Annotated in this window: 8 protein-coding genes; 5 read left to right on the forward strand and 3 right to left on the reverse strand. The window is 66.5% G+C overall.

The window, feature by feature from the left end; genetic code table 11:
• Positions 1-145 precede the first annotated feature (145 nt).
• From gltB to G6N55_RS17805, 3 genes are all read left to right on the forward strand, one after another.
• On the forward strand, positions 146-4,729 hold the full coding sequence (gene gltB / locus G6N55_RS17795) for a glutamate synthase large subunit (protein WP_085224670.1): 4,584 nt from the start codon (positions 146-148) through the stop codon (positions 4,727-4,729).
• Positions 4,722-6,188, forward strand: a complete 1,467-nt coding sequence (locus G6N55_RS17800; protein ID WP_085224672.1) for a glutamate synthase subunit beta — start codon at positions 4,722-4,724, stop codon at positions 6,186-6,188. The genes gltB and G6N55_RS17800 overlap by 8 nt, the downstream gene beginning before the upstream one ends.
• 433 nt (positions 6,189-6,621) lie before the next feature.
• Positions 6,622-8,049, forward strand: a complete 1,428-nt coding sequence (locus G6N55_RS17805) for an MFS transporter (RefSeq protein WP_085224675.1) — start codon at positions 6,622-6,624, stop codon at positions 8,047-8,049.
• Here the strand turns inward: G6N55_RS17805 and G6N55_RS17810 are convergent.
• Entirely contained in the window at positions 7,971-8,819 is an 849-nt protein-coding gene (locus G6N55_RS17810) for an LLM class F420-dependent oxidoreductase (RefSeq protein WP_085224677.1), read from the reverse strand. The two genes, G6N55_RS17805 and G6N55_RS17810, sit on opposite strands and share 79 nt — an antisense overlap.
• Positions 8,820-8,870: 51 nt before the next feature.
• Between G6N55_RS17810 and G6N55_RS17815 the strand changes: the two genes are divergently transcribed.
• The gene (locus tag G6N55_RS17815; RefSeq protein ID WP_085224679.1) at positions 8,871-9,302 is read left to right on the forward strand and encodes a hypothetical protein; all 432 of its coding nucleotides are present in this window, start codon (positions 8,871-8,873) and stop codon (positions 9,300-9,302) included.
• A gap of 75 nt (positions 9,303-9,377) precedes the next feature.
• Positions 9,378-10,385, forward strand: a complete 1,008-nt coding sequence (locus G6N55_RS17820) for a PHP domain-containing protein (RefSeq protein ID WP_085224681.1) — start codon at positions 9,378-9,380, stop codon at positions 10,383-10,385.
• A 106-nt stretch (positions 10,386-10,491) separates the two neighbouring features.
• On the opposite strand, the gene dinB is transcribed toward G6N55_RS17820, so the two are convergent.
• A complete protein-coding gene (dinB, locus tag G6N55_RS17825) occupies positions 10,492-11,691 on the reverse strand; it encodes a DNA polymerase IV (RefSeq protein ID WP_085224683.1) in 1,200 nt (399 codons plus the stop codon).
• A 23-nt stretch (positions 11,692-11,714) separates the two neighbouring features.
• Positions 11,715-12,356, reverse strand: coding sequence for a TetR/AcrR family transcriptional regulator (locus G6N55_RS17830; protein WP_085224685.1), 642 nt, complete (start codon positions 12,354-12,356; stop codon positions 11,715-11,717).
• Positions 12,357-12,427 lie beyond the last annotated feature (71 nt).

Consider the following 12,427-nt stretch of genomic DNA (forward strand, 5'->3'; position numbering starts at 1 on the left):
GGACGATTCCCCAATCGGATCATTTTCCGCCTGGGAGACAGCCTATCGACAAGACCGAAGGGGTCAGCCCGCAACCTCTGGGTGCGGCCCCGTCGGAGCCACAAAAACGGCCGTGTAGCAGGTTCTGGTGAAGAGGCAGGTGCATATGACGCCCAGGCGCGTTGGGTTGTACAACCCCGCGTACGAGCACGATTCGTGCGGGGTAGCCATGGTCGTCGACATGCACGGGCGACGCAGCCGCGACATCGTCGACAAGGCAATCACCGCACTGGTCAACCTCGAACATCGTGGCGCCCAGGGCGCCGAGCCGCGCAGCGGTGACGGCGCCGGCATCCTGATTCAGGTCCCGGACGCCTTCCTGCGCGAAGTCGTGGACTTCGAGCTCCCCGCGCCGGGCAGCTACGCCACCGGTATCGCGTTTCTGCCGCAGTCGTCCAAAGATGCCGCGGCCGCCTGCGCCGCGGTGGAGAAGATCGCCGAATCCGAGGGCCTGACGGTCCTTGGCTGGCGCAATGTGCCCACCGACGATTCGTCGCTGGGCGCGCTGTCCCGCGACGCGATGCCCACCTTCCGCCAGGTCTTCTTGGCGGGCGCCTCCGACATGACCCTGGAGCGCCGCTGCTACGTCGTACGCAAGCGCGCCGAACACGAACTCGGTACCAAAGGTCCGGGCCAAGACGGTCCCGGCCGCGAAACCGTGTATTTCCCAAGCTTGTCCGGCCGGACGATGGTCTACAAGGGCATGCTCACCACGCCGCAGCTCAAGGCGTTTTACCTTGACCTGCAAGACGATCGGATGACCAGCGCGCTGGGCATCGTGCACTCCCGGTTCTCGACCAACACCTTCCCGTCCTGGCCGCTGGCGCATCCGTTCCGGCGTATCGCCCACAACGGTGAGATCAACACCGTCACCGGCAACGAGAACTGGATGCGTGCGCGCGAGGCGCTGATAAAGACCGACGTCTTCGGCTCGGTCGACGACCTGGAGAAGTTGTTCCCGATTTGTACTCCGGGCGCCTCGGACACCGCGCGTTTCGACGAGGCGCTGGAACTGCTGCACCTAGGCGGGCGCAGCCTGCCGCACGCGGTGCTGATGATGATTCCCGAGGCCTGGGAACGCAACGAGTCGATGGACCCGGCACGGCGCGCCTTCTACGAGTACCACGCATCGCTGATGGAACCGTGGGACGGCCCGGCGTCGATGACGTTTACCGACGGCACCGTCGTGGGCGCCGTGCTCGACCGCAATGGCCTTCGCCCGTCCCGCATTTGGGTCACCGAGGACGGCCTGGTGGTGATGGCCTCGGAGGCGGGTGTCTTGGACCTGGACCCGTCGACGGTGGTCCAGCGGATGCGCCTGCAACCGGGCCGGATGTTCTTGGTGGACACCACCCAGGGCCGCATCGTCGCCGACGAGGAGATCAAGGCCGAGCTAGCTGCCGAGCACCCGTACCAGGAGTGGCTCGACAAGAACCTCGTTCCCCTCGAATCGTTGCCACAGGGCGAGTACGTGCGGATGGCGCACGATCGACTTGTCATGCGGCAGTTGGCTTTTGGTTACACCTACGAGGAGCTCAACCTGCTGGTGGCGCCGATGGTGCGCACCGGCGCCGAGCCGATCGGGTCGATGGGCACCGATACCCCGGTCGCGGTGCTGTCGCAGCGTCCCCGGATGCTCTACGACTACTTCCACCAGCTGTTCGCTCAGGTGACCAACCCGCCGCTGGACGCCATCCGCGAAGAGGTGGTGACCAGCCTGCAGGGCACCACCGGCGGGGAGCGCGACCTGCTCAGCCCGGACGAATACTCGTGCCACCAGATCATGCTGCGACAGCCGATTCTGCGTAACCACGAGCTCGCCAAGCTGATCAACCTGAATCCGGACGACAAGGTCAACGGTCGTCCACACGGCATGCGCTCCAAGGTGATTCGCTGTCTGTACCCGGTCGCCGAGGGTGGCGCCGGGCTGACGGCCGCGCTGGAGGAGGTGCGCGCGCAGGCATCGGCCGCGATCGCCGATGGTGCCCGGGTCATCATCCTTTCCGACCGCGATTCCAACGAGCAGATGGCGCCGATACCGTCGCTGCTCGCCGTCGCCGGGGTGCACCACCACCTGGTGCGGGATCGGACCCGCACGCATGTGGGTCTCGTCGTCGAATCCGGCGACGCCCGCGAGGTGCACCACATGGCGATGCTGATCGGCTGCGGCGCGGCCGCGGTCAACCCGTACCTGGCGTTCGAGTCGATCGAGGACATGCTCGACCGCGGCGTCATCGACGGGATCGATCGCGACAAGGCGCTGAACAATTACGTGAAGGCCGCCGGCAAGGGCGTGCTGAAAGTCATGTCCAAGATGGGTATTTCGACGCTGGCCTCCTACACCGGCGCCCAGCTGTTCCAGGCCATCGGGATCTCCGAGGACGTGCTCGACGAGTACTTCACCGGGCTGGTCTGCCCGACCGGCGGCATCACGCTGGACGACGTCGCCGCCGATGTCGAGGCGCGCCACACGCTGGCCTATCTGGACCGGCCGGGCGAGCGCGCGCACCGCGAACTCGAGGTGGGTGGGGACTACCAGTGGCGCCGCGAGGGCGAGTACCACCTGTTCAACCCGGAGACCGTGTTCAAGCTGCAGCACGCCACCCGCACCGGCCAGTTCAAGATCTTCAAGGAGTACACCCGCCTGGTCGACGACCAGAGCGAGCGGATGGCGTCGCTGCGCGGACTGCTGAAGTTCCGCGGCGATGTGCGCCCCCCGGTTCCGCTGGACGAGGTCGAACCGGCCAGCGAGATCGTCAAACGGTTCTCGACCGGAGCGATGAGCTACGGCTCGATCTCCGCCGAGGCGCACGAGACGCTCGCGATCGCGATGAACCGGCTGGGCGGCCGGTCCAACAGCGGTGAGGGCGGCGAGGACGTCAAGCGATTCGAGCCCGACTCCAACGGGGATTGGCGCCGCAGCGCGATCAAGCAGGTCGCGTCCGCGCGGTTCGGCGTCACCTCGCACTATCTGACCAACTGCACCGACATCCAGATCAAGATGGCCCAGGGCGCGAAGCCCGGTGAGGGCGGCCAACTTCCGGGGCACAAGGTGTACCCGTGGGTGGCAGAGGTCCGGCACTCGACGCCCGGTGTCGGTCTGATTTCGCCGCCGCCGCACCACGACATCTACTCGATCGAGGATCTGGCGCAGCTGATCCACGACCTGAAGAACGCCAACCCGTCCGCGCGGGTGCACGTCAAGCTGGTCTCCGAGAACGGTGTGGGCACCGTCGCGGCGGGTGTGTCCAAGGCGCACGCCGACGTGGTGCTGATCTCGGGCCACGACGGCGGCACCGGTGCCACGCCGCTCACCTCGCAGAAGCACGCGGGTGCGCCCTGGGAGCTGGGGCTGGCCGAGACGCAGCAGACCTTGCTGCTCAACGGATTACGCGACCGGATCGTCGTCCAGGTGGACGGACAGCTCAAGACCGGACGCGACGTGATGATCGGTGCGCTGCTGGGCGCCGAGGAATTCGGTTTCGCCACCGCCCCGCTGGTCGTCGCGGGCTGCATCATGATGCGGGTATGCCACCTCGACACCTGCCCGGTCGGTGTGGCCACGCAGAACCCGGTGCTGCGGGAGCGCTTCGCCGGCAAGCCGGAGTTCGTGGAGAACTTCTTCATGTTCATCGCCGAAGAGGTTCGGGAGTACATGGCGCAGTTGGGCTTCCGCACCTTTAACGAGGCGGTCGGCCAAGTGGGCGCGCTGGACACCACACTGGCGCGCGCGCACTGGAAGGCGCACAAGCTGGATCTGGCCCCGGTGCTGCACGAGCCGGAGTCCGCGTTCATGAACCAGGACCTGTACTGCAGCTCGCGTCAGGACCACGGTCTGGACAAGGCGCTGGATCAGCAGTTGATCGTGATGAGCCGCGAGGCGCTGGACTCCGGCAAGCCGGTCCGGTTCTCCACCACCATCAGCAACGTCAACCGCACGGTGGGCACCATGCTCGGCCACGAGCTGACGAAAGCCTATGGCGGCCAAGGCTTGCCGGATGGAACGATCGACATCACCTTCGACGGGTCCGCCGGCAACAGCTTCGGCGCCTTTGTGCCCAAGGGCATCACGTTGCGGGTGTACGGCGACGCCAACGACTACGTCGGCAAGGGTCTGTCCGGCGGCCGGATCGTGGTGCGCCCGTCCGACAATGCGCCGCTGAACTACGTTGCCGAGGAAAACATCATCGGCGGCAACGTGATCCTGTTCGGCGCCACCAGTGGGGAGGCCTTCTTGCGCGGCGTGGTCGGTGAACGGTTCGCGGTCCGAAACTCCGGCGCCCATGCCGTGGTTGAGGGCGTCGGCGATCACGGTTGCGAGTACATGACCGGTGGCCGGGTGGTGATCCTCGGACCGACCGGCCGCAACTTCGCGGCCGGTATGTCCGGCGGTGTGGCGTACGTCTACGACCCCGACGAGCAATTGGCGCTGAACCTGAACACCGAAATGGTGGACCTCGAGGCCCTCGATTCCGATGACGTGGAGTTTCTGCACGGCATCATCCAGGCACATGTCGATGCGACGGATTCCGCTGTCGGCCAGCGGATCCTGGCCGACTGGCATTCCCAGCAGTGGCATTTCGCCAAGGTGATGCCCCGGGACTACAAGAAGGTGCTGGAGGCGATCGCACAAGCGGAACGTGACGGCGTCGATGTCGACAAGGCGATTATGGCGGCGGCGCATGGCTGATCCGAGTGGCTTCCTCAAGTACCCGCACCGGGAGCTGCCGCAACGCCGGCCCGTCCCGCTACGGCTGAAGGACTGGAACGAGGTCTACCAGGAGTTCAACGACGACACCCTGCGCGAGCAGGCGACCCGTTGCATGGACTGCGGTATTCCTTTCTGTCACAATGGCTGTCCGCTGGGCAACTTGATTCCGGAATGGAATGACCTGGTGCGCAGGGGACGTTGGCGCGATGCTATCGAGCGACTGCACGCCACCAACAACTTCCCCGACTTCACCGGCCGGCTATGTCCGGCGCCGTGCGAGCCGGCGTGCGTGCTGGGCATCAACCAGGATCCGGTCACGATCAAGCAGATCGAGCTGGAGATCATCGATCACGCCTTCGACGAGGGCTTCGTCGAGCCGAAGCCGCCGACGAAGCTCACCGGCAAGACGGTGGCCGTAATCGGTTCGGGCCCAGCCGGATTGGCCGCCGCCCAGCAGCTCACCCGCGCGGGACACAGCGTCACCGTTTTTGAGCGGGCCGATCGCATCGGCGGACTGCTGCGCTACGGCATTCCGGAATTCAAGATGGAGAAGCGCGTCCTCGACCGGCGACTCGACCAAATGCGGGCTGAGGGAACCGAATTCCGGGCCGGTGTCAACGTCGGAGTCGACATCACCGCCGAACAGTTGCGCGCCGATTTCGACGCAGTGGTGCTGGCCGGCGGCGCGACCGACTGGCGTGATCTGCCGATCCCGGGCCGGGACTTGGACGGTATCCACCAGGCGATGGAATACCTGCCGTGGGGTAACCGCGCGCAGGAGGGCGACGACGTGCTGGGCCCCGACGGGCAGCCGCCGATCACCGCCAAGGGCAAGAAGGTCGTCATCATCGGCGGCGGCGACACCGGAGCCGACTGCCTGGGCACCGCCCACCGGCAGGGTGCCGCCAGCATCCACCAGTTCGAGATCATGCCGCGGCCGCCGGAGACCCGCGCCGAGTCCACGCCGTGGCCGACCTACCCGCTGATGTACCGGGTCTCGTCCGCGCACGAAGAGGGCGGCGAGCGCGTGTTCTCGGTCAACACCGAGGAGTTCGTCGGCAAGGACGGGCACGTGACCGCGCTCAAGGTTCACGAAGTGACGATGCAGGACGGCAAGTTCATCAAGGTCGAGGGCTCCGACTTCGAGCTCGAGGCGGATGTGGTGTTTCTGGCGATGGGCTTCGTCGGACCGGAGAAGGCGGGTCTGCTCACCGACCTCGAGGTGAAGCTCACCGACCGCGGTAACGTCGCGCGCGGCGCCGATTACGAGACCTCGGTCCCCGGCGTTTACGTTGCCGGAGACATGGGCCGGGGCCAGTCGCTGATCGTCTGGGCGATAGCCGAGGGTAGGGCCGCCGCGGCGGGTGTGGACCGGTATTTGATGGGGTCAACCGCGCTTCCGGCTCCCATCAAGCCGACGGCCGCACCGCTTCAGTAGTCACACTAGTCACACCAGAAACACGCCGGTATTCGCTCGGCGAGTCGCCAGCAGTTTGCCAGGATGCGGGTGTCTAATAACGACTTGTGTGCTTCGTCACAACGGAGTCACGGTTGAGCAGAACGATCGCAGGAGTGGTCACTGTGCATGTGAACCCAGTACCTCGTTCGCGGGTGGGGCGAATGGCCTGGTCATTGTTTCGGCACCCCGTGAAGAGTCGCGAGTTTCCCGCAAAGCAAGAGCGCCTGGTCACCGCCCAGGAGCTGTTGCTTTTCGGGGCCTAACAACCCAATTTTCCAACCTACGATTCCGCGCCGGGTGGGCGGTGTGTTTGCTCTGCGGCAAGCACCGGGCATGCCGCCGCGCCAGACACGTAATCCACAGCCGACGTAGCTGCCGGAACCGGAATATTCCCGCCGCATAACCTGTCGATGTGGTCGTGGGGCGTCGTTGGCTGGTTCTGGCGATCCTGGCGGCGGGGGCGTTCATGGCCCAACTCGACCTGTTCATCGTCAACATCGCGCTGCCCTCGATAGCCCGCAGTTTCTCGGGCGCATCGCTGTCGTCAATGTCCTGGATCGTCACCGGTTACGCGATTGTCTTCGCCACGCTGCTGGTACCGGCGGGGCGGCTGGCCGACCACTACGGACGCCGTCGGGTCTTCCTCGCCGGCATCGCCGTCTTCACCGCAGCATCTGCGACGTGCGCCTGCGCGCCGGTGCTGGGGGTCGCTATAGCCGGTCGGGTGCTGCAGGGCGTCGGCGCCGCGATGATGGTGCCGGCGTCGCTGGGTCTGCTGTGGCCGCTGTTCGCCAAGCATGAGCACAACCGGATCGTCGGCATCTGGGCAGGCGTGGCCGCGGTGGCGGCATCATTGGGACCGACCCTGGGTGGACTCCTCGTCGGTATCGACTGGCGATGGATTTTCCTGATCAACCTGCCCATCGGGGCCGCGACCTTTGTCGCGGGCCTGGTCTACGTGCCCGAGGTGCGCCTACCGAGCAGCTCCGGGGGAGTCGATCCGACCTCCGTTCTCGCGCTGCTGTTGGCGGTGTCCGCGCTGACATTGGTCACCGTCGAGGGCGGGCGCTGGGGCTGGTCCAGCACCAACACGTTGGTTGGTCTCACGGTCGGCGTGGCGGCGACGGTGGCGACCGTTTGGCGGGCACTCGTTGCGCCCCGCGCGATCATCGAGGCCACGTTGTTCGGCGTCCGCCCGTTCGCCGTGTCGTCGGCGGCACTGTTCATCTTCTTTCTCGCCCACGCGTCGTGGATGCTGATCAATGTGCTGTTCCTGCAGGGCATTTGGCATTACAGTCCGGTTCGCTGCGGCCTGGCCGTATCGGTGGGCCCCATCACCGCTGCAATCTTCGCGCCCACCAGCGGCCGAATCGCGGACCGGATAGGCCGACGGCTCACGGCCACCATCGGATGCCTCGCTTTCGCGGCGGGGGGCGCCTACTGCAGCGTGATGGTCCCCGCCGGCCATACCTACCTGGCCAGCTTTGTTCCGGGCATGGTCTTGGCCGGCATCGGGTCGGGTTTGACTCAGGCGCCGTTGTACGCGGCGGCCAGCGCGCTGCCCGACCACCGGGCGACCACCGGAAGCGCCATGCTGAACATGTCGCGCCAGATCGGCAGCGCCTTCGGGGTGGCCGTGCTGGTATCGCTACTGAGTGCAGTTCCGGTGGGACTCGGGGGATTTCGACACGGCTGGGAGTTCGTCGGGATCTGCTGTGCGGTGGCGGCTGCCGTCATCTTCTTCGGCAACGCGCCCGAACGCTATGTCAGCAACCCCGAATCCCGGATCGCCTCGGCCAGAGGCTCCAGCACGGCCGGGTCGTGCGGCGGGGGCAGATAGACGATTCCCAGGTCCAGCCCCTCGGCCCCCAGCCCGGCCGCGGTCTCGATGACCTCCGCGAAGTTGTGGTCCGGCCCCAGGCGAAGGTGGGCCGACAGGGTGATTTCCTTCGGGTCGCGTCCGATGTCCGCGCAGCGCGCCGCCAGCACGTCGCGCTTGCGGGCGAACTCCTCGGGTGTCCCGCCGGCGAAGTTCCAGTGCTGGGCGTAGCGCGCGGTGAGCGGCAGTGTGCGCTTCTCTCCACTGCCGCCGATGCAGATGGGCGGGTGTGGGCGCTGCGGTCCCTTGGGTTCGTTGCGGGCGTCCTTGAGCTGGTAGTACTTGCCGTCGAAGTTGGTGGTCTCCTGGCTGAGCAGGCTGATCAGCACCTGACAGGCTTCCTCGAACCGGTCGAACCGCTCCCTGATGCTGCCGAGTTCGATGCCGTAGGCGCCGGACTCCTCCTCGTTCCAGCCGGCTCCGATCCCGAGTTCGAGCCTGCCGTCGGAGATGATGTCGACAGTGGCGGCCATGTTCGCCAGCACCGCGGGGTGGCGATAGTGGATGCCGGTGACCAGGGTGCCCAGCCGCAGCCGCTTGGTGGCCTGCGCCAACGCGGTCAGGGTGGTCCAGCCCTCCAGGCACGGGCCGGTGCTGTCGGAGAAGATCGGGTAGAAGTGGTCGAACGTCCACCCGGACTCGAAGACGTCGATGTCGTCGGCGGCCTGCCAGACCGCGAGCATGCCGGCCCAGGTGGTGTTTTGTGGTGAGGTTTTGAACGCGAATCGCATGACACCGACGCTAGTCGAAATTTATGAAGCGCAACTAAACTCGTGCGGACGATGATTGTTGCTCTCGGGATCGACACCAAGATCACCCTGCTATCCGCCGGCCTGATCTTTTTGCTCGCACTGGTTCTCGGGGTCTGGAAGTACCGGCAGATCATGACGTCGGAGGACCACCGGGCGCATCCTTACGTCGACATCGCCCATCGGGCCGCGTTGCTGTATTCGTTCGCGACCCTGTTGCTCGCGGCGTTCGTCGAACTCAGCGCCTGGCCTGCCTGGGTCAACCTGGCGGCGGCGATGGTCGTCGTGTTCTTCTTCGTCGCGGCGATCGCGGCCTACATCGAACACGGCGCGCGGCGCGACACCGTCAACCAATTCGAGCGGCCGGTGCGGGGGACCCGGGTGCTGATGGCCATGCTGATCGTCGGCGAGATCGGTGGTTTCGGGGTGGTTTTCGCCGGGTTCATCGCCGGGCAGTTGTGGTGAACGTGGGGGTTTGGCGGTGACCTGCGGCGCCCGGCTTCGCCGCGCTTGCAGTCACCGCGCAGGCACACTAGAGCCATGGACCCGGTAGCCGCGCTTCGGCAGATCGCCTACTACAAGGACCGGAGCCGCCAGGACCCCAAACGCGTCATGGCGTATCGCAACGCCGCCGACGTCGTCGAGGGCCTCGACGACGCCGAGCGCGAGCGCCACGGGCAGGCCAACAGCTGGCAGACGTTGCCGGGCATCGGGCCCAAGACCGCGAAAGTCATCGCGCAGGCGTGGGCCGGCCGCGAGCCCGATGCGCTGATTGAATTACGAGCTGAGGCAACCGATCTGGGCGGCGGCGAGATTCGCACCGCGTTACGCGGCGATCTGCATCTGCACTCGAATTGGTCGGACGGGTCGGCGCCGATCGACGAGATGATGGCCACCGCGGCTGCCCTGGGCCACGAATACTGCGCGTTGACCGATCACTCGCCGCGGCTGACGATCGCCAACGGCCTGTCGCCGGAGCGGTTGCGCAAGCAGCTCGACGTGATCGACGGGTTGCGGGACAAGTTCGCGCCGATGCGCATCCTCACCGGCATCGAGGTCGACATTCTCGACGACGGCAGCCTGGATCAGGAGCCCGAGTTGCTGGAGCGCCTCGACGTCGTCGTGGCCAGCGTGCACTCCAAACTGTCGATGGATTCGGCGGCGATGACGCGTCGGATGGTGCGCGCCGTCTCCGATGGGCACGCTGATGTGCTGGGTCATTGCACCGGCCGGCTGGTTGCCGGCAACCGCGGGATCCGACCCGAATCGAAGTTCGACGCCGAGAAGGTCTTCACCGCTTGTCGCGACCACGGCACGGCGGTGGAGATCAACTCCCGCCCCGAACGCCGCGACCCGCCGACCCGGCTGCTGAATCTGGCTTTGGAAATCGGCTGCGTGTTCAGCATCGACACCGACGCGCACGCGCCCGGCCAGTTGGATTTCCTGGGTTACGGTGCCCAGCGCGCGCTGGACGCCGGTGTCCCGGTCGACCGGATCGTCAACACCTGGCCGGCCGACAAGCTACTGGCGTGGACGGGATCCAACTGAGCGCGACGGCCGAGGCCCGCACCGCTTCGGGCGCCTCGGAGAACCAGCAGCAGCGTCGTCACCAGGATCGCGGCTTTGTCCGGCAGCGCGAAGCAGCAGAAAATGCTCAGTCTGGAAGTCGCGGCATTTCCATACCCACGTCACGGCCGATCAACACCCCGCGAGTCAGGGCAGCTTTGCCGAAGCGCGCACGGACCTGGTCGACCGCGGCGTCTACCGCGAGAGTCTCGCCGTGCAGCGGCAGCATCAGCTGCTGGGCGCCGCTGCGATCGATGCCCGACACCGCGAAACCGACCAGTGTTAATCCGCGTTGAGCGATCGCGGGTGCGGCCGACGCGACCAGCTGCCGGGCAGCGGCCAGGATGGGCTCCGTCGACGACGTCGCCCACGGCAAGGTGTGTGACCGGGTGGCGCGGGTGAAGTCGTCGAACCGTAAGCGCAGCACCACGGTGCGACCCGTGCGGCCGGCGGCCCGCATCCGGGCCGTGATGCGGTCGATCAGGTTGACCACGACCGCATCGATCTCGTTGGGCGACATACGATTTCCGGCGCGGCCCAACGCCCGTTGGGCCCCCACCGACCGGCGGCGAACTCCGGTGTTGACCCGGCGCCGATCGACGTTGCGTGACAGCGCATACAGCTGGCGGCCCATGGCGACGCCCAGCAGCGAGGCCAGCGTCGACTCGCTGAGCTCGGCGACATCGGCCACCGTCGTGATGCCGTAGCCGTGCAGCTTGCCGGCGGTCACCGCCCCCACACCCCACAACCGCCGCACCGGCAACGGCCGCAGGAATGCCAGCTCCCGATCGGGCGCCACCAGCAGCAGACCGTCCGGCTTGGCCTCCTGGCTGGCGACCTTGGCCAGGAATTTGGTGCGCGCGATGCCGACGGTGATCGGTAGGCCGACCCGATCCCGCACGTCGGTTCGCAGTCGTTCCGCGATCTGGACCGGCGTGCCGGAGACCCGGCGCAAGCCGCCGACGTCGAGGAACGCCTCGTCGACCGACAGCGGCTCCACGATCGGTGTGGCGTCCCGGAACACCTCGAAGACCGCCTCGCTGGCGTGCGAATAGGCCGACATGCGCGGCGGCACCACGACGGCATCGGGGCACAGGCGCACGGCCTGCCGGCCGCCCATCGCGGTGCGCACGCCGTATGCCTTTGCCTCGTAGCTGGCGGCTAGCACGACACCACCGCCCACGATGACGGGGCGACCGCGCAGTGTCGGATCGTCGCGCTGTTCTACGGACGCGTAGAACGAGTCCAGGTCCGCGTGCAGGATGGACGCATCACACCGCACGAACATATGTTCGCACGCGGGTATGACACCTAGCCGGATTGGCCGTAGATGCTGCTGAGCCAGATGTGAGTGAGGGTGTCGACGACTCGCTCGGTCTCGACCGCCGGGGTTTCGGCCGACAGCGCGGCCATCATCGTGCGTTCGTTCATCTGGTTCAGCGACGTTGCGAGGTCCGAGGCCGGGATGTTGTCCGGCGCGGCGCCGCGCTCCCGCTCGGCGGTGATCATGGCGGCCGTTTGGTCGATCCATTTCTGCATGAATCCCGACCACAGCGATCGCAGCTCGGAGCTGGTGGCCAGTGCCTCGGTGGCGGTGCGGGCCACCGCGCGGTGCGTCGCGAATTCGGTGAAGAACGCCTTGATGCCGTTGCGCCACACCCGGCGTGGGTCCGCCGGAAGCCGCATCACCGCACCGTCGAACTCGGAATCGGCTCGCGCGATCACCGGCTCGAGCAGCGACAGCAGCACGGCTTCCTTGGACTTGAAATAGAAGTAGAAGGTCGGACGCGAGATGCCGGCGCCTTTGGCCAGGTCGTCGACCGAAATGTCGGCCAGCGAACGCTCTTCGAGCAGCCGCTCGGCGGTCGCGAGGATCGCCTGCTCACGGTCATCGCCTGATGGGCGCATGGAGCGGCGGCCGCGCAGGGCGCGAGTCTGGCCGGTGGTTGTCACGCCCGTTACTTTACACATGGTCGATGATTTCAACAGTGTGTTGACTAGCTCAACACTGCGTTGATAGCGTG

The organism is Mycobacterium florentinum (assembly GCF_010730355.1).
GTDB lineage: Bacteria > Actinomycetota > Actinomycetes > Mycobacteriales > Mycobacteriaceae > Mycobacterium > Mycobacterium florentinum.

Excerpts from the sequence above, each read along its gene's own strand:
- gltB (WP_085224670.1), top strand. The coding sequence starts at position 146 with ATGACGCCCAGGCGCGTTGGGTTGTACAACCCCGCGTACGAGCACGAT.
- G6N55_RS17800 (WP_085224672.1), top strand. The coding sequence starts at position 4,722 with ATGGCTGATCCGAGTGGCTTCCTCAAGTACCCGCACCGGGAGCTGCCG.
- G6N55_RS17810 (WP_085224677.1), bottom strand. The coding sequence starts at position 8,819 with ATGCGATTCGCGTTCAAAACCTCACCACAAAACACCACCTGGGCCGGC.
- G6N55_RS17815 (WP_085224679.1), top strand. The coding sequence starts at position 8,871 with ATGATTGTTGCTCTCGGGATCGACACCAAGATCACCCTGCTATCCGCC.
- G6N55_RS17820 (WP_085224681.1), top strand. The coding sequence starts at position 9,378 with ATGGACCCGGTAGCCGCGCTTCGGCAGATCGCCTACTACAAGGACCGG.
- dinB (WP_085224683.1), bottom strand. The coding sequence starts at position 11,691 with ATGTTCGTGCGGTGTGATGCGTCCATCCTGCACGCGGACCTGGACTCG.